We start from the raw sequence: 17,839 nt of genomic DNA, 5'->3' as shown, positions 1-17,839 counted from the left end.
TTATACAATAGTTCAGTCTTTGTAGTGTTAAATTCTGTTAAATAAAAATAGTAAGGTTTAGATGTTTGATTTTAAATAAATAAAAAATCCATATTGTTTAAAAAAATATCGAAAAAATTTGGAATTTTTTTAGATCTGGATAAATTTCCATTCTCCGGCAGCCAAATCATCAACATTCCAGTTGCCGAATTTCTCACGGTGGAGCTGCTCGACACGGTTGCCTGCGGCTGCAACCATGCGTTTGACCTGATGGTATTTACCCTCGGTAATGGTCATCATCAATGTGGTTGGGTCGGCCAATACTGCTTCGGCTGCAGCGACGGTTTCATTATCGTCATGCAGGAGGACGCCGTTTTTGAGTGTGGTGCAAAGGGTATCGTCGGCAGGATGTTTCAAAGTGACGCGGTAGAGCTTCGGAACTTTGTGTTTGGGTGAGGTAACGCGGTGGTTAAATTGCCCGTCGTTGGTAATCAGAATGATACCGGTCGTGTCTGCATCCAAGCGGCCGACTGCCTGCATATCGATATTGCGCATGTGGTCGGGGAACAGGCTGAAGATGCTTGGATATTGCTGAGGTTTGTGCGAAGTCTCGTAATCTGCAGGTTTATGAAGCAGAATGTAGAAATAGGGCATGGGGACGGCGGCAATTTCTTCGCCATCAACAGACAGGGTGTGCACTTGAGACGGGTCGATATCGTCTTTGGCACGATTATGAATTTCGCCGTTGATGGCAATGCAGTCATTGTCTATCAGCCATTGGCATTGCTTGCGGCTGCCGAGGCCTTGCGATTGGATGTATTTGAGCAGTTGCATGGTTGAAAAGTAGGAAATGTTCAGACGGCCTTTATTGTACTGGAAAACCGGTGTTTAGGCCGTCTGAAAAGTAGGGGCAAAAAAATCGCCCCTTTAAAATGTTAAGGGGCGCAAAAGGAACACAAACCACTACCAAAAACTGTTACAGGGCAAATTCTCCTATTTGATGCGTTGCCGGATAAAGTGCTTTCATCAGATCATGTGGTGAAAGCGAGAAATCTTTGCTGTTTGTCGTCAGACGGCCTTGCTGAGGCGTCAGCTCAAGCAATCGGGCGTTTGCCGACTGGATAAACTTGTTTTTCGTGCGCTGCATTTTTCTTTGCAGGGCGGAAACAACGCGGTTGTACAGACTGTCTTTTTGTTTGACTTCGCGTGTACCGGCAACCCAGCTCAAGCGTGTATTGCCGTCTTCATCTTCAATCAGCAGGATGCCGGTTTCTGATTGGGGCGATTTGCCCATACAAGGGAGCCAAACATAATATCGGCCATCTAAAGTAATGAATACTGCGTCATGTACTTCGCATTCGTCGCAACACTTGGTGGCGATTAAAGAGCGGATGGCTTGTTGGTGCAGTCTCAGAATGTCAAGGGAGACTTGCTTAAAAATACTTTCGGGCATTTTTTTCTCCTTTCATTCTGTTGTGCGGTTGTTTTGTCTCGATGGGTTGTATTATACGGCGATTTTTTAAATTTGCAAATGATAATTGTTCTTATTATTTAATTTATAAGTAAGGTGTTAATTATTAAAGGAATTTAATTTAAAAAATTTTTTAGAAATTGGGTTTTATACTCAAAAATGTTGTAATAGATGGCCATTAAATGAGAAAAGAATAAAGGCCGTCCGAAAAAATCCAGCTATAAAAGGGTATTTCAAAAGCAGCTAAAGTTTTGCTGACTATACATTTCAGACGGCCTTCAGTATGATTTAAGGCGTTTTGATAATTGCAGAAACCACCAACCATGAGCCAACGTCAGATCATCCTCGATACGGAGACCACGGGTCTTTATCCTGAAAACGGCGACCGTCTGGTCGAATTTGCCGGCTTGGAAATGATCAACCGCCAAATGACCGACTCCAACCTTCATTTATATGTCCACCCCGAGCGCGATATGCCGGAGGAAGCGGCGAAGGTGCATGGTTTGACGATTGAAGTATTGGAGGCGAAGAATGCGCCGCCGTTTGCTCAAGTGGGTAAACAGATTGCCGACTTTATCCGTGGCGCAGAGCTGATTATCCATAATGCCAAGTTTGACGTCGGCTTCCTGAATATGGAATTCCGCCGCATGGGTTTGCCTTCTATTGAGGAGCTCGGTTGCAAAGTCACCGATACGCTGGCCATGGCGCGTGAAATGTTCCCGGGGCAAAAGGCAAGCTTGGATGCCTTGTGTAACCGCTTTTCCGTTGACCGCAGCAAACGTGTTTTGCACGGCGCGTTAATCGACTGCGAGCTTTTGGGTGAAGTCTATCTTGCCATGACGCGTCAGCAGTTCGACCTGATGGGCGGCGAGGCGGAAGAAGAGGGCGAAGTCAAACAAATCGTTATTGCCGAAACTAAACGTACGTCGCAGTTGAAAGTCATCAAAGCCAATGCGGACGAGCTGGCGGCACATGAAAAATATTTGGACGATTTAGGCGAAGCGTGTGTATGGCGAAAGGCCGAAACTTCTGATGAGGCCAATGCCGGAGCGTCAGCATGAGGCGACGCAATATTGCTTTGATTCCTGCTGCCGGTGTGGGAGCGCGATTTGGTGCAGGAAAACCCAAACAATATGTTGAAATCAATGGTAAAACCGTATTGCAACATACCATAGAAATCTTTGAGCAACACTCCCGTATAGATTTAATTGCCGTTATTCTTTCGCCGGAAGATTCAGTTTTTCAGACGGCCCTGTCTGAGAAAGTACGCGTCTTTCGAGTAGGCGGCGCAAGTCGTGCCGAAACGGTACGCAATGGTGTGTCCGCTTTATTAGAGCAAGGATTGGCCGAGGCGCAAGACAATATCTTGGTGCATGATGCAGCCCGTTGTTGCCTGCCTGCTGAAGCGTTAACGCGTTTGCTTGATGAGGCGGGTGAGAATGATGAGGGCGGTATTTTGGCCATACCGGTGGCCGATACGCTCAAGCGCTCAGACAGCAATCATCATATTGATGAAACCGTTGCGCGCTCAGGATTATGGCAGGCGCAAACGCCGCAGCTTTTTCAGACGGCTTTGTTACACCGTGCTTTATCGGTTGATAATTTAAGTGAGATTACGGATGAAGCATCAGCGGTTGAAAAACTGGGTATCCGGCCACGCTTGGTGCAGGGCGATACGCGCAATTTGAAATTGACACTGCCGCAAGACGAATACATTGTCAGATTGTTGCTCAAGGCCGTCTGAACAATCAAAACCCATTATTTAAGGAAACAAACATGAATATCCGTGTCGGACAGGGCTACGATGTCCATCAGTTGGTCGAAGGCCGAGATTTGATACTCGGCGGTATCAACATTCCGTTTGAAAAAGGATTGCTGGGTCATTCAGATGCCGATGCGCTTTTGCATGCGATTACCGATGCCCTGTTGGGTGCGGCCGGTTTGGGCGATATCGGCAGTCATTTTCCTGATACTGCCGCCGAATTCAAAGATGCTGACAGTCGTGTGCTGTTGCGCGAGGCTTATCAAAGCGTGCAGGAGTTGGGTTGGAAGGTGGTTAATGTCGATACGACCGTGATTGCGCAAAAGCCAAAACTTGCGCCGCATATTCCGGCAATGCGCGCCAATATCGCCGCAGATTTAGGTTTGCCTGAAAACTGCGTGAACATCAAGGGTAAAACCAACGAAAAACTTGGCTATCTGGGACGTATGGAAGCCATTGAAGCGCAAGCGGCAGTATTGCTGATTAAAGCCTAAGAGCTTAAAATTACCTTATTATTCAAACTGAAAGACTGACAACATGGCAACTCAAGACGAACTCAAACGTATTGCCGCCGAAAAAGCGGTGGAATTTGTTCCTGAAAACGAATACATCGGTATCGGTACCGGCTCTACCATCAACTTCTTTATCGAAGCTTTGGGGAAAAGCGGTAAGAAAATCAAGGGTGCCGTGTCTACTTCTAAAAAATCCAGCGAGCTTTTGGCAAAATACGAGATTCCAGAAGTTTCACTGAATGAAGTGATGGGTTTGGCGGTTTATGTTGACGGCGCAGACGAAGTCAACCACGCGCTGCAAATGATCAAAGGCGGCGGCGGTGCGCATTTGAACGAAAAAATCGTGGCCAGCGCATCCGATAAATTTGTCTGTATCGCCGATGAAAGCAAATATGTTTCCCGTTTGGGCAAATTTCCATTGCCGGTAGAAGTGGTTGAAAATGCCCGTTCGCTGGTGTCGCGCAAACTGCTTGCCATGGGCGGACAGCCTGAGTTGCGTGTCGGCTATACGACTTTCTATGGCAACCAAATCGTTGATGTTCACGGCCTCAATATCGACCAAGCCCTGAAAATGGAAGACGAAATCAATAAAATCACCGGCGTACTCGAAAACGGTATTTTTGCCCGCGATGCCGCCGATGTGTTGGTTTTGGGTACGGCAGAAGGCGCAAAAGTCATCCTGCCTTGTCAGGATTAATAAAGATTAATCAATCTTAAAGGCCGTCTGAAAGTGTATCAGGTCTTTCAGACGGCCTTCAATTTGGCAAAATATGCAAATCAGTAAAATTATAAAATGGTTGCCCGTTGTTTTATCCGTTTTGGGCGCACTTGGTTACAGCTCACGCGATACCGAGTTGATTCGTACCGGGGTAAGCGTTGCTGCAACATTGGCACAAGGCGACAATATCGGTTTGGAAAAGGTTAATGAATGGCTGGGTGAAAATGTCGTCAAAGCCACATCTGACACCAAAGCCGAAGCTAAACCCAAACCGGAACAAAAACAAAAACAAAAGTCATCGGGACAATCCTACACATACAACGGAAAAATCATCAAAATCCATGATGGCGATACTATACACATTATCGATAGCGACGGCCGAAAACACAAAATCCGCATGGCCTATATCGATGCGCCGGAAATCAATCAGGCCTATGGTACGCAATCACGAGACAATTTGATTGATGCCGCATTGCATAAAAAAGCCAAAGTCCGCGTGTTTGAAGCCGACCGTTACCAGCGCGAAGTTGCCCAAGTATCAGTCGGCACGATTGACTTGAATTTGATGCAGATACGGGATGGCGCCGCATGGCATTATGAAAGTTATGCCAAAAAACAACAAAGTAAAACTGCTTACACCGACTATTCGGCCGCACAAAAACAAGCCAAGGAAAAGCGTAAAGGCTTGTGGAAAAAAGACAATCCGCAAGCACCTTGGCAATTTCGTCGTCAAAACCACGAGCAGCAGAACGGCAATAAAAAGCAGTCTGATAAACAATGGTTTGGGATTTGGTAGGTTTTAAGAAAGAGGCAGTCTGAAAACTTTCAGGCGGCCTTTAATCATTACAATATAGTATAAGATAAGAATGAGTGGCAGGTTTCTGATTAGAAGGTAAGAGAAATAAAAGTGTAATGTAATATTTGATGTAATCAGATATGAAAAAAGACACCGTTAGCTGGTGTCTTTAGTATCTGGCAGAGAGGAAGGGATTCGAACCCTCGATACGCTATTCACGTATACACGCTTTCCAGGCGTGCGACTTAAACCACTCATCCACCTCTCTGTGGACTATTATCCTGACTTGTTATTCAGAATAATGTGAAAACTTGACTGATCTATCAGTGGTGCCCAGGAGAAGACTCGAACTTCCACACCCGTGAGGATACTAGCACCTGAAGCTAGCGCGTCTACCAATTCCGCCACCTGGGCAATTTAAATTTTCTTAAGCAAAGAAGCACCAAAATACTTGGTGCCCAGGAGAAGACTCGAACTTCCACGCCCGTGAGGACACTAGCACCTGAAGCTAGCGCGTCTACCAATTCCGCCACCTGGGCTTTGCTTTATTCTTCAATTTAAGGTAGAGTTGACTACCTGAACTGCGAAGAAGCAGCTATTATATATTTTAAAAAAAGAATGTCAACTATCAAAATGAACAAAAATACTAAATCTTTAAATTTACGAGAAAAAGACCCGCACTTGGAGCGGGAGAAACAACGTTACGCTCATCCGCTGCCCAGCCGTGAATGGGTTATTGAATTATTGGAACAAAAAGGCGTGCCGACAAAAATCGAAGCGTTGGCACATGAATTATCAATTACAGAAGATGAATATGAATTCTTCGAGCGCCGTCTGAAAGCGATGGCGCGCGATGGTCAGGTGTTGATCAACCGACGTGGAGCGGTGTGTGCAGCAGAAAAATTGGCACTGGTTAAATGCCGTGTCGAAGCGCATAAAGACGGATTTGGTTTTGCCGTGCCGCTAACGCCGACAGGCGAGGGCGATTTTGTTTTGTATGAGCGTCAGATGCGCGGCGTGATGCACGGGGATATTGTTACCGTTCGTCCTGCCGGTATCGACCGCAGAGGCCGTCGTGAAGGTACGGTTTTGGATGTGGTGGAGCGTGCGCAGTCTAAAGTGGTCGGCCGTTTTTATATGGATCGCGGCGTGGCTATTTTGGAAGCCGAAGACAAGCGTTTGAGCCAAAGTATCGTGTTAGAGCCTGAAAGCGTGGCGCACTTTAAACCGCAATCCGGCCAAGTGATTGTGGCTGAAATTGAGACGTATCCTGAAGCGCATCGTCCTGCTGTGGCTAAGCTGATTGAAGTGTTGGGCGATTATGCCGACAGCGGTATGGAAATCGAAATCGCTGTACGCAAGCACCATTTGCCTCATCAATTTAGCGAAGCATGTGTCAAAGCCGCGAAGAAAATTCCCGATCATGTGCGTAAAACCGACTTGAAAGGACGCGTGGACTTACGCGATTTGCCTCTGGTAACCATTGATGGCGAAACTGCACGGGACTTTGATGATGCGGTTTTTGCTGAAAAAGTCGGTCGCAATTACCGTTTGGTGGTGGCGATTGCCGATGTCAGCCATTATGTCCGTCCTGATGACGGAATCGATGTGGATGCTCAAGAACGCAGTACCAGCGTGTATTTCCCACGCCGTGTGATTCCAATGTTGCCGGAGAAGTTGTCCAACGGCATCTGCTCGCTCAATCCTGATGTCGAACGCCTGTGTATGGTGTGCGATATGGTGATTACCTATGCCGGCAATATCAAGGAATACCGTTTTTATCCGGCAGTAATGCGTTCTCATGCGCGACTGACTTACAATCAAGTTTGGGATTGGATTTCAGACGGCCAGGATCATCCGTTTAAGCAGCAAATCGATACTCTGTATCAGTTATTTAAAATCTTGCAGAAAAAACGTTTTGAGCGTGGCGCGGTTGAGTTTGAGAGCGTTGAGACTCAGATGATTTTCGACGACAACGGTAAAATCGACAAGATCGTTCCTGTTGTTCGCAATGATGCGCATAAATTGATTGAAGAATGTATGTTGGCAGCGAATGTTTGCGCGGCAGAATTTTTGCTGAAAAACAAACATACGGCTTTATTCCGCAATCACTTGGGCCCGACTCCCGAAAAACTGGCCACTTTACGCGAGCAGCTTGGTTTGTTGGGGCTGAGTTTGGGTGGCGGCGATAATCCGACGCCGAAAGACTATGCTGCGCTTGCTGAGCAATTTAAAAACCGTCCGGACGCGGAGCTGTTGCAAGTGATGATGTTGCGTTCTATGCAGCAGGCGGTTTATGAGCCGCATTGCGACGGTCACTTTGGTCTGGCTTATAGCGCATATGCACACTTTACTTCGCCTATCCGCCGTTATCCCGATTTGACGGTACATCGTGCCATTAAGGCGGTGTTGAACGGACAAACTTACCAACCCAATAAAACCTGGGAGGCCTTGGGCGTGCATACCTCTTTCTGCGAACGCCGAGCCGATGATGCCAGCCGCGATGTGGAAAACTGGCTGAAAACTTATTATATGCGTGACAAAGTCGGCGAAGTCTTCAGTGGCAAGATTTCGGGCATGACCAGCTTCGGTATTTTTGTAACGTTGGACGACATTCATATCGATGGCTTGGTACATATCAGTGATTTGGGAGAGGATTATTTCAACTTCCGTCCTGAAATTATGGCGATTGAGGGTGAACGCAGCGGTGTCCGTTTCAACATGGGCGATACGGTCACTGTGAAAGTCGCGCGTGCTGATTTGGATACCAGCAAGATTGATTTGACCTTAGTCAGCGGCGGTTCAGTCGGTAAGAAACGTGGCAGTAGAAAAGCAAAACCTGTAAGCAAGCCGATAGCTGCTGACAAGTCTGTCGAAAAGCGTAAGCGTAAACTTTCGGCTAAAGAAATTTATGAAGCGTTGGCTGCTCCCGTGAAGGCAAAGAAGAGTAAGGTGAAAAGTAAACCTGCTTCTAAGCCTGCAAAGCCAAGCAAACCTAAAGCTGCAAGCAAGAAAAAAGCGCAGGCGAAAACAGCTTCCGTCAAAGCCGGAGGTAAAAATAACGCTCAAGGCAAAAGCGTGAAGATTAAAGTGAAGAAAGCTGCTAAGAAATAAGCTGCATTCAATTCAGGCCGTCTGAAAAGTTTCAGACGGCCTGAATTTGTGATTTTTATGAATAAAACTAAGGATGAATAAAATGATAAAACTGTACGGTATTCCCAATTGCGATACGGTTAAAAAAGCGCGTAGTTGGTTAGCGGAAAACGGCATCGAGTTTGAGTTTGTAGATTTTAAGAAAAACGCCCCGACTGCCGAATTGATTGATGGCTGGCTGGAGCAGGCAGCTTTGGAAATTTTGCTCAATAAAAGAGGCACGACTTGGCGCAAGTTGGATAAAGATGCGCAAGAATCTGCCGCCACAAAAGAAGGTGCCATTGCTTTGATGATGGAAAATCCCAGCATCATCAAGCGGCCTGTATTGGTCAAAGAAGGACAGGTTCATGTCGGATTTTCAGTAGAAGCGTATCAGGAAATTTTCGGATAAGGCATTTTTAGGTTTTTAGGCCGTCTGAAAAAGCAAGCCTCGAAAAAATACGTTACAATACGCGCTTTGAGCCTGTTTTCAGGATTTTAAGATTTTTGCGGCAGCATTTTCCGGCTGCCGCGCCAAACTTTTCTTTCGGATAAATATGTTCCATATTGTTGAAAAATATAAAACACCCGCCCAGATTGTTTTAGGTATCATCGGTCTAACCTTTATCGGATTCGGTGCCAATAATTTGTCTTCGCCGGGTTCTGATTACATTGTCAAAGTCGGGGATGAGAAGGTCAGCGAGCATGCTTTACAGATTGCGATACAAAATGAGCAAGCTGCCGGCAATAATGCGCCTTCGCGTGATGCTATATTCCAATCTTTATTGCAACGTGCTTACCTGAAGCAGGGTGCCAAGCTGATGGGCATCGCTGTGTCTCAGGAACAAATCAAGCAAGTTATCGTGGATGATCCGAATTTCCATGATGCTTCCGGCAAATTCAGTCAGGATTTGCTCAAGAAGTATTTGGATCAGCGCAAAATGACAGAGGATCAGTTTGTCGAAGATATCCGCGAACAGTTCCAATTGCAAAATCTGTTGAATTTGGTGCAAAACGGTGCGTTGGTCAGCGATGCGCAAGCGCGTCAGTTGATTAACCTGACTCAAGCCACCCGTACCATCCGTTCATTTACGTTCAGCCCTGAAGCATTTGCGGCACAAGTAAAAGTAGATGATGCGGCTTTGCAAAAGTATTATGAAGCGCATAAGAAAGATTACTTGATTCCTCAAGCCGTTAAGCTGGAATATGTGGCTTTGAATATCAAGGATTTGGCTGACAAGCAAACCGTCAGTGCGGAAGAAGTACAAAAAGCTTATGACAGCAAAAGCGTAGATTTGTCGCCAAGAGCCGAAATTGCGCATATTTTCATTCCGGTTATGCCTAACGGAGATGAAGCAAGCAATGCGGAAATTAAAGCCGAAGTGGACAAAATGGCTGCAGAACTCAAAGCGCACCCAGATGCTTTTGCTGAGCTGGCGGCCAAGTACTCCAAAGATTTGTCCAGCAGCAACAAAGGCGGCAATTTGGGCTACCTGAGCAAAAGCGGCGGCAGCGGCTTTGGACCTGAATTCGATAAAGCGGCATTTGCATTGGGCAAAGGCGAAGTCAGCGATACCGTTAAATCGTCTTTGGGTTATCACATCATCAAAGTTTTGAATGTCGAAGCTGAGCCGACTTTGGAACAAGCCAAAGCGCGGATCGAAGCAGCCTTGAAACTGAAAAAAGCAGCTTCTGCCTTTAACGCGGCCAAAGAAAAATTGGGTGAAGATACCTTCAATGATCCATCTTCTTTGGCAAAAGCAGCCGCCAATTCAGGCTTGAAAGTGGAAAACTTGGATGAATGGGTGACCAAAGCGGGCGCGAAAGAAGCCGGTTTGCCTGAAACGTTGATTAATGCTGCGTTTAGCGACGATGTACTGAAGAAAAAACACAATTCTGAAGTCATTGCCATCAACAACGAAACCGTTTGGGTCATTCGTGCGAAAGAAGTGCGCGAAGAGAAAATTGCACCATTTGCAGAAGTCAAAGACACTGTCCGCGCAGCATATATGCGCTCTGAAGCCGCCAAACTGGCAGAGAAGAAAGCCCAAGAAACTTTGGCAGCGTTGAAAGCTGGTAAAGCTGCCGACGTTCAATGGTCGCCTGTTTCGCAATTGAGCGCGCAAGATGCGCGTAGAACCATGTCTCCGGAGGCTTATGCGGCTTTGCTGAAAGCGCGCCCTGTCGGCGGTAAACCTGCGTACGCATTGTTGGAAGGTATGCCTGCACCGGTGATTATGGAAGTTCAGAGCGTTTCTGCTCCTGAAAATGCCGATTCACAGATTCCGGCTGCCAAACAGGCTTTGGTTCAGCAGCTTTCTGCCAATGTGTTTGATAATTTACTCCAGTATTTGGGTAAGCAAATCGATCGTAAGCAAGGCGCACAGCAAGTTAATAATGCTGCCGAATAAGCAGAGTATTTGAGTAGGGCAGCCGGATAAATTCCGGCTGTTTTCTTATTTTTAGCTATCTTTTAAAAGGCCGTCTGAAATCATGAGTAAAAATCCTGATGCCTTTGTCCGTTTGATTAATGCATTAAAAATCCTGCCCAATGTCGGCCCGAAATCCGCACAACGCATGGCTTACCAGCTTTTACAGTACAAACGCGAAGAAGCGCAGGAGTTGGTGGATGCTTTGCAATTTGCCTTGAAACAGGTGCAGCATTGTCGGATGTGCAACACATTTTGCGAAGGCGATTTGTGTGAAATTTGTGCGGACGAAAAACGTGAGAAAAGCCGCTTGATGATTGTACATATGCCAGCGGACGTTTCCAGTATGGAGGCGGCTAATTGTCATGATGGCCTGTATTTCGTTCTGATGGGGCAAGTCAGTCCGGCGCAGGGCATGGATATTTCGGCAGTAGCGTTAGATAAGCTGGTTGCCCGTTTGCAGGTGAGCGATATTGAGGAAATTATCATTGCAACCAACTTCACAGCCGAAGGCGATGCGACAGCATATGTATTGGCAGAATTGTTTAAAAACCTTCCTTATAAAGTCAGCCGATTGGCAAGGGGAATCCCTTTAGGCGGCGAGATGGAATATGTGGATGCCGGTACTTTGGCTCAAGCTGTTTACGATAGAAGGAATATCCAATCTTAAATGGCAATATAAAAAGGCCGTCTGAAAGTCTTTCAGACGGCCTTTTCATTGATTAAATCAGATTATTTGCAGCTGACGCCTTGAATTTGAGGCGTATCGCCGTTGCCGACTTTGAATGCGCATTTGGTTGCGCTGCTGCCGGATACGGTAACAACACCGTTTCCACTGTTGAGGCTGACAGGTTCTTTTACGCCCATGCCGACAGCAGTGGCTGCCAGTTTTTGAACATCGGCGTCGGAGTAAGCGGTATTGTTTGAACTGATTTTGATTTCTTTGGCAGCATATGCATTGAAGCTGAATGACAAACCTACAGCTACGGATACGAGGGCCAAGAATTTTTTGCTGTTCATTAGTGTATTTCCTTTTTGATGGTGACAAAGTGTGTCACAGCTTCAGAATAAGGGCGATTGGCCGGTTGTGCAAGTTTTTCGGTGGAATTTACGGGAAGATACATGGTTTTACATACACTTTATCCCTGAATGCTACATCAGTCGGGCAATCGGACGACCTGTCGGTTTTACGGTACAATAAGCCTTTTTTGACAAACGAATGAGGCATTTTTGAATGGCTTCTTTAGAAACTTGGATAGGCCTGCGCTATCTGCGTGCGAAAAAACGCAACGGTTTTATGTCATTTATTACCATGATTTCAATCGCCGGTATCGCTTTGGGCGTAACGGCGCTGATTGTGGTTTTATCCGTGATGAACGGATTTCAGAAAGAGATACGCGGTCAATTGTTGAACGTCGCACCTCATGCGGAAATCGGCTATTACGATGTCGGTAGCGCGCCGGGTTGGCAGAATTTGCGCGAATTTGTAAAAGGCAAAAAGGAAGTATTGGCCAGCGCACCTTATGTTTCCGATCAGGCTTTACTTGCCAATGCCGGGGAAGTACGCGGTGTGCAGATACGCGGTATTTTGCCGTCTGAAGAAAAAAATGTCGTGGATTACGGCAAGGATATGCCGGCTGGCAGTTTTGATGATTTGAAGCCGGGCGAATTTGATATTATTTTGGGTCAAGGGCTTGCTGAGGCATTGGGCACGGAGATTGGCGGCAAGGTTACAGTGATTACGCCAGAGGGTAACGTTACCCCTGCCGGCGTGGTACCGCGCTTGAAGCAGTTTAATGTGGTCGGTGTGGTAAAAACAGGTGTTTATGAAGTCGATAACACATTGGCCATGACGCATATCAAGGATGCACAAGTCTTGTATCGGCTGGGAGAAAATGTCGGTGGGCTGCGTTTGCGACTGGCTGATCCTCAGAATGCACCGTCTTTCATTGCCAAGTTGATTCCAGATGCTAAAAAAGATGAAGTATGGGTACGCGACTGGACGTTTAACAACCGCAGCTATTTTGAAGCTGTTGAGTTGGAAAAACGCATGATGTTCATCATTTTGACACTGATTATCGCGGTTGCTGCGTTTAACCTCGTCTCTTCCTTGGTAATGGCAGTAACGGAAAAACAAGCCGATATTGCGATTTTACGCACTTTGGGTTTGTCTCCGGGCGGCGTCATGAAGATTTTCTTGGTGCAGGGCGCATTTGCGGGGTTCTTCGGTACGCTTGTAGGCGTGGTATGCGGTGTATTGCTGGGTTGGAATGTCGGCAAGATTGTCGCGTTTTTTGAAGACCTGTTTGGCGTGCATTTGATTAACTCACAGGTTTATTTCATCGATTACCTGCCTAGTGATGTGAATTTGAAGGATGTTGCCGTTATTGCCTGCATTTCGCTTGGCTTGGCATTTATCGCCACACTGTATCCGAGCTGGCGTGCTGCAAAAACCCAACCTGCGGAGGCTTTGCGTTATGAGTAAGACAATTTTGAAATGTATCGGCGTTGGCAAAAGCTATAATGACGGCGCATTGAATGTGCAAGTGTTGAATCATTTAGATTTTGAAGTTGCCGAAGCGGAAAGCGTGAGTATCATCGGTTCGTCAGGCAGCGGTAAATCCACATTGCTGCACCTTCTTGGTGGTTTGGATATGCCGTCTGAAGGCAAGGTAATACTGATGGATCAGGATTTGGGTGGTTTGAGCCAAAAACAATTGGGCGAATTGCGCAACCGTTATTTGGGCTTTGTGTATCAGTTCCACCATCTATTGCCTGAGTTTTCTGCTTTGGAAAATGTCATGATGCCGCTTTTAATCGGCAAAATGCCCAAAGCGATGGCTGAGGAGAAGGCTGTTAAGATGCTGAAAAAGGTTGGCTTGGATAAGCGTATGCTGCACCGTCCGAGCGAACTTTCCGGCGGTGAGCGTCAGCGTGCGGCCATTGCCCGTGCTTTGGTTAATGAGCCGAAATGCCTGTTGGCAGATGAGCCGACGGGAAACCTTGACCGTAAAAATGCGCAAAATGTACTGGACATGATGCTGGATTTGAAACGCGAATTGAACACCAGCCTGATTGTGGTAACCCATGATGACGAGCTGGCTGAGCGTTTCGACCGGGTAATGACCATGAAAGACGGCAGCCTGCAAGTGCTGCAATAAGGTTATTATTTCAGGCAAATATTTTATGCTTTGAACGGTATAATAGAGGCCGTCTGAAAAATAGGTTTTCATTTATGGAAACGCTGCTTTTCAGACGGCCTTTCTTTTTTCCGTATCAATCAATCCTGAGCTATGAATCCGACCGACTCTATCCTTTCCTCTGCCGCAGATGCGGCCATAGCGTTTTTCCGCCGCCACGAAGTACAGGGTGCATCCGTTATTGAGCCTTATGTGGTTCGACTGTTTGCAGCCTTGCAAAACGGGCATTCGTTTATTTACTTGGATAAAGCGGATGTTGATGCCTTAAGCAACTTGCCGAATTTGGTCGGCAATGCGGATAAACCACTTATCCTGCAAGACCGGAAATTGTTTTTAGGGCGGATGTGGCAGTTGGAGCATGATTTGGCTGTTGAAATCAAACGGCTGGCAAGTGCCGAGGCGGAAGAAGTGAATTTCATGGCGGCTTCAAAAAGCCTGAGCGACTGGTTTGATACTAAAGATAGCAAAGAGCAACGGGATGCTGCGGCTTTGGCCTTGCTGCAAAACTTTATGCTGATTACCGGCGGGCCGGGTACAGGTAAGACGACAACCGTCGCAAAGCTTTTGGGCCTGATTTGTAATAACAGTACGAAGTTGCCCCGTATCGCGTTGGCGGCACCGACGGGCAAAGCGGCTGCGCATATGGCACGGGCTTTGCAACGTGCTTTGGACGGTTTTGATTTGTCTCCGAGCGTCAAAGCGCATCTGGAAAACTTGGAAGGGCAGACTGTCCATCGTTTGTTGAAACTGCGTCCGCCGCAAATGCGCCCTGCGTTCAATCATGAATATCCGCTTGCATTGGATGTTTTGGTGGTGGATGAGGCTTCGATGTTGGATTTGCCGCTGGTATTGGATTTATTGCGCGCCGTGCCGACCGGTTGTCGTTTGGTGTTGCTTGGCGATGAAAACCAGTTGCCGTCGGTTGGGTTAGGAGCCGTATTGGCGGCATTGTCGCGTCCAACGGCTTTGGATAAAGAAACCGCTGAAAAGCTGGAAGTGTACCTGCCCAATCATGGCTTTGAGATAAAAGGGCAGCCACAGGCTTTATCACAAAACAATGCCAAATTGACGTTCAGTCACCGTTTTGGTGCAGACAGCGGTATCGGCTGTTTGGCAAGGGCGGTGGTGTCCGGGGAAAAGCAAACTGCGGTCGAACAGTTTGACAAGTTCCCCAAAGAATTGGAAATGAAACCAGGCCGTCTGAAAGAGCAGGTTGCTTTACTGTATCAAAAGCAACAGGATTATTGGCAGGCCGTGGCAGAGAATAATGTTGCACTTGCCTATGGTCATGCTGCCGATGTAGTGGTATTGGCAGCTTGGCGGCAGGATGCGGATGATTTGAATCAGGCTTATCAAGAATACCTGCAACGACAAGGAAAAGTTTTGGGCGAAATGCCTTGGTTTGCCGGACAAATCATCATGATTACGCACAATGATTACATGCTGGAAGTGTTTAACGGCGACATCGGGCTGATTATGAAAGATGAAGAATCGTTGAATGGCTTGTCTGCCTATTTTCCTGAGAAAGATGGATTCAAAAAAATTGCCATCAGCCGTTTGCCGGATTTTGAATCGGCTTTTGCTATGACTGTGCACAAGAGCCAAGGTTCGGAATATCGGGAAGTATGGCTGTTACCTCCGTCAGTGCCTGCAACGACGGAGAGTGAAGAAGAGGCTCGAGGTTTAGATAAGGCTTTGCTTTACACAGCCATTACCCGCGCGCGTGAACGTTTTGTGTTTTGGGGAAATGCGGAGGAATTGTGTCAGGCTGTGGGATGCCATCAAAAACGCAGGACGGCATTGGCCGATGCCTTGAAATGGCAGTTTGAAGAGCCTGATGAGCAGGCTTCCGTTTGACCTGAATCAAGAGGCCGTCTGAAAGAGGATAAAGCGTTTAAATCTGCTTGACTGATTACACTAATTTACATACGATAAAAATAATTAGTAAATAAAATGAATAATTTATACAAAATTCATAATTTTGTACGCTTTATCGAATACTTCACTTTCAATATCTTCTTTTGGAGAGTCGGCATGAAATTTCAAACCAAACTGATTGCAACCTGTATTTTATTGGCTTCATCATCTTATTCATTGGCAGAGAATGCTGATGGCGGGCGTGATGCGGCGGCTTTGGCCACCACCAACGATTATGTCAATTCCGGCAGCATCATTCGCAAAGATGACGATAAAATCAGCATTTTCAATGATTTGTTAACTGTGAACGGTGGTTTGCGCGTACGTGCGGATACCAAAGACATCAATGCCAACAACAGCAGCGTTAATCCGACGCCTGAAGACACCAATGCCAACTTCAACGCGGAATTTTGGTTACGCGCAAAACTGTACAAAGATTGGAAATTGGTAGCGCAAATCGAGCCGAATATCGATTTGGAAACCGGTAAATTCAACGGCGATCATGATGTGCCGGTCAATAAACTGTATGCCGAAGGGACTGTGTACAACAACATCAAAGCGCGTGTTGGTAAATTTGGCGCGTTCTCTTCATACGGCCGCGTGTGGGATACCGAAGTTACCGGCGGTGAAATCTTCTTTGACAATAAAACCCTGCCGACCAAAATCTATGCGGGCCGCCGTACAGGCAATCTGAACGACAACGCATGGGGCATCGGCGGCCGCCGCAGACATTTTGCCGCGGTTCAAAGCGTGTTGCCTGTGAATGAGAATATCAACGTCGGCGCAACCGTCAGCTACATGAAAGACATCGATGTACGCGGCGCGAAGAAAAACGCGGTCTTCGGAGAAATCGGTACGGACATTAAATTTAATGACGATTGGCGTTGGATGGCCGCGGTCAGCAAGTCCAATATCAAAGCTTATAATGATGCCGGACAAAAAATCAAAAATGACGGCGTGTTCACTGAAGTGCGCTATAAATCGGCCGACTGGAACGTCCGTAATTCTTACGACGTATTCTTGAACTACCGCCGTGTCGGTTCGTTGTCCGGTGTCTCTTCTGTTGAGGATTACAGCAAAAACGTCCAAGGCGTGCAAATCGGTGCAACCTATATTCCTTGGAAAAACTGGAAACTCAAAGGCTTCTATTTGGCCGGCAAACAGGTTACGCCTACCGTTGGCACGGATAAGCAGGACGTGAACGTTATTCGCGGTCAGTTAGAATATAAATTTTAATTACCACAAATAAAAAACAGGCAGGATGTCCTGCCTGTTTTTGGTTTTCAGACGGCATGGATATAGGGCCGTCTGAAACAATGGATGAAACGCTTTACCAGCTATCGCGCTTCATGCGGTCAAGCTGGCGGCGGTCGCGTTTGGTCGGGCGTCCGTCCGGATAAGCGGCACTGATGCGGCTGGCCTGGTCGAGTTGTTTTTGAGCTTCGCGTTCGGCAGCCGTTTTCATGTCTTCTTCGTACAATAAACGCGCTTCCGGTGCCGGGCGGCGTTGATGATTGAGCGCGGCGACTTTGAATTTGTAGGGGAGGGAGTTCAAAGTCATGTCGATGGTGTCGCCGGTGGAAATATTTTTGCTGTTTTTCACCTTCGAGCCGTTTACCAAAACCCTGCCTAGCTCAATGTGTTTTTGTGCCAGCGCACGGGTCTTGAAAAAGCGCGCGGCCCACAGCCATTTGTCCAAGCGCATGGACGAATTGTCATGATCGTTTTTCATAGCCTGTTTGAAATGATTGAACTGAATTGAAGTTTATCATAAGATACGGCACTCCATGAGTTTAGTGCAGATATACTATTTCTTTGTTAAAGGCCGTCTGAAAGTTTTTTATTGCAAAAGATGGCAGTTTCCCTTTGAGAAATGCTGTCAAATACGTCTGATTAGCGTATCATGTCAGCAACCATTACCGA

The 17,839-nt window shown here is 46.8% G+C and carries 17 protein-coding genes and 3 tRNA genes; 13 read left to right on the top strand and 7 right to left on the bottom strand.

Annotated elements, in window-relative coordinates:
- Positions 1-129: 129 nt before the first annotated feature.
- Positions 130-813, bottom strand: a complete 684-nt coding sequence (locus KCG54_RS06310) for a 16S rRNA pseudouridine(516) synthase (RefSeq protein ID WP_254323701.1) — start codon at positions 811-813, stop codon at positions 130-132.
- 142 nt (positions 814-955) lie between these two features.
- Positions 956-1,432 carry a hypothetical protein gene (locus KCG54_RS06305; protein WP_003683363.1) on the bottom strand — a complete coding sequence of 159 codons (477 nt, stop codon included), beginning with the start codon at positions 1,430-1,432 and terminating at the stop codon, positions 956-958.
- A 341-nt stretch (positions 1,433-1,773) separates the two neighbouring features.
- On the opposite strand from KCG54_RS06305, the gene dnaQ reads away from it, so the two are divergent.
- From dnaQ to KCG54_RS06280, 5 genes are all read left to right on the top strand, one after another.
- Entirely contained in the window at positions 1,774-2,511 is a 738-nt protein-coding gene (gene dnaQ, locus KCG54_RS06300) for a DNA polymerase III subunit epsilon (RefSeq protein ID WP_254323700.1), read from the top strand.
- A complete protein-coding gene (ispD, locus tag KCG54_RS06295) occupies positions 2,508-3,194 on the top strand; it encodes a 2-C-methyl-D-erythritol 4-phosphate cytidylyltransferase (protein WP_254323699.1) in 687 nt (228 codons plus the stop codon). Before dnaQ ends, ispD begins: the two co-directional genes overlap by 4 nt.
- Before the next feature lie 32 nt (positions 3,195-3,226).
- Positions 3,227-3,706, top strand: coding sequence for a 2-C-methyl-D-erythritol 2,4-cyclodiphosphate synthase (gene ispF, locus KCG54_RS06290; protein ID WP_254323698.1), 480 nt, complete (start codon positions 3,227-3,229; stop codon positions 3,704-3,706).
- A 43-nt stretch (positions 3,707-3,749) separates the two neighbouring features.
- The gene (gene rpiA, locus KCG54_RS06285; RefSeq protein ID WP_003679072.1) at positions 3,750-4,421 is read left to right on the top strand and encodes a ribose-5-phosphate isomerase RpiA; all 672 of its coding nucleotides are present in this window, start codon (positions 3,750-3,752) and stop codon (positions 4,419-4,421) included.
- Between the two features lie 73 nt (positions 4,422-4,494).
- Positions 4,495-5,238 (top strand): thermonuclease family protein, encoded by a 744-nt coding sequence (locus KCG54_RS06280; RefSeq protein WP_254323697.1) that lies wholly within the window; start codon positions 4,495-4,497, stop codon positions 5,236-5,238.
- 177 nt (positions 5,239-5,415) lie between these two features.
- Here KCG54_RS06280 and KCG54_RS06275 read toward each other — a convergent pair.
- From KCG54_RS06275 to KCG54_RS06265, 3 genes are all read right to left on the bottom strand, one after another.
- A tRNA-Ser gene (locus KCG54_RS06275) sits at positions 5,416-5,506 on the bottom strand.
- Between the two features lie 59 nt (positions 5,507-5,565).
- A tRNA-Leu gene (locus tag KCG54_RS06270) sits at positions 5,566-5,652 on the bottom strand.
- Between the two features lie 38 nt (positions 5,653-5,690).
- Positions 5,691-5,777 (bottom strand) — tRNA-Leu (locus tag KCG54_RS06265).
- 94 nt (positions 5,778-5,871) lie between these two features.
- On the opposite strand from KCG54_RS06265, the gene rnr reads away from it, so the two are divergent.
- The 4 genes from rnr to recR all read left to right on the top strand — a co-directional run bounded on the left by rnr (position 5,872) and on the right by recR (position 11,469).
- Positions 5,872-8,352: a ribonuclease R gene (gene rnr, locus KCG54_RS06260; RefSeq protein ID WP_254323696.1), complete on the top strand. Its 2,481-nt coding sequence runs from the start codon at positions 5,872-5,874 to the stop codon at positions 8,350-8,352.
- 82 nt (positions 8,353-8,434) lie between these two features.
- Positions 8,435-8,782, top strand: coding sequence for an ArsC family reductase (locus KCG54_RS06255; RefSeq protein ID WP_250579753.1), 348 nt, complete (start codon positions 8,435-8,437; stop codon positions 8,780-8,782).
- Positions 8,783-8,927: 145 nt separating this feature from the next.
- On the top strand, positions 8,928-10,781 hold the full coding sequence (locus KCG54_RS06250; RefSeq protein WP_254323695.1) for a SurA N-terminal domain-containing protein: 1,854 nt from the start codon (positions 8,928-8,930) through the stop codon (positions 10,779-10,781).
- An 82-nt stretch (positions 10,782-10,863) separates the two neighbouring features.
- Entirely contained in the window at positions 10,864-11,469 is a 606-nt protein-coding gene (gene recR, locus KCG54_RS06245) for a recombination mediator RecR (RefSeq protein ID WP_254323694.1), read from the top strand.
- Between the two features lie 62 nt (positions 11,470-11,531).
- Here recR and KCG54_RS06240 read toward each other — a convergent pair whose 3' ends face one another.
- Complete coding sequence (locus KCG54_RS06240) at positions 11,532-11,819, bottom strand: hypothetical protein (protein ID WP_003683377.1); 288 nt, start codon at positions 11,817-11,819, stop codon at positions 11,532-11,534.
- Between the two features lie 214 nt (positions 11,820-12,033).
- Here KCG54_RS06240 and KCG54_RS06235 point away from each other — a divergent pair, with 214 nt between their 5' ends.
- The 4 genes from KCG54_RS06235 to KCG54_RS06220 all read left to right on the top strand — a co-directional run bounded on the left by KCG54_RS06235 (position 12,034) and on the right by KCG54_RS06220 (position 17,152).
- Entirely contained in the window at positions 12,034-13,284 is a 1,251-nt protein-coding gene (locus tag KCG54_RS06235) for a lipoprotein-releasing ABC transporter permease subunit (protein ID WP_254323693.1), read from the top strand.
- Complete coding sequence (gene lolD, locus KCG54_RS06230; protein ID WP_003679081.1) at positions 13,277-13,960, top strand: lipoprotein-releasing ABC transporter ATP-binding protein LolD; 684 nt, start codon at positions 13,277-13,279, stop codon at positions 13,958-13,960. The genes KCG54_RS06235 and lolD overlap by 8 nt, the downstream gene beginning before the upstream one ends.
- A 132-nt stretch (positions 13,961-14,092) precedes the next feature.
- Positions 14,093-15,856, top strand: coding sequence for an exodeoxyribonuclease V subunit alpha (gene recD, locus KCG54_RS06225; protein ID WP_254323692.1), 1,764 nt, complete (start codon positions 14,093-14,095; stop codon positions 15,854-15,856).
- A gap of 96 nt (positions 15,857-15,952) precedes the next feature.
- Positions 15,953-17,152 (top strand): hypothetical protein, encoded by a 1,200-nt coding sequence (locus KCG54_RS06220; RefSeq protein ID WP_349306428.1) that lies wholly within the window; start codon positions 15,953-15,955, stop codon positions 17,150-17,152.
- 94 nt (positions 17,153-17,246) lie between these two features.
- Here the strand turns inward: KCG54_RS06220 and KCG54_RS06215 are convergent, their stop codons facing one another.
- The gene (locus KCG54_RS06215) at positions 17,247-17,648 is read right to left on the bottom strand and encodes an RNA-binding S4 domain-containing protein (RefSeq protein ID WP_049322760.1); all 402 of its coding nucleotides are present in this window, start codon (positions 17,646-17,648) and stop codon (positions 17,247-17,249) included.
- Positions 17,649-17,839: the final 191 nt, after the last annotated feature.

The organism is Neisseria subflava (assembly GCF_024205705.1).
GTDB classification, from domain to species: domain Bacteria; phylum Pseudomonadota; class Gammaproteobacteria; order Burkholderiales; family Neisseriaceae; genus Neisseria; species Neisseria subflava_D.
The sequence above is the reverse complement of the archived record's forward strand: the minus strand, read 5'-3'. Positions and strand labels throughout refer to the sequence as shown.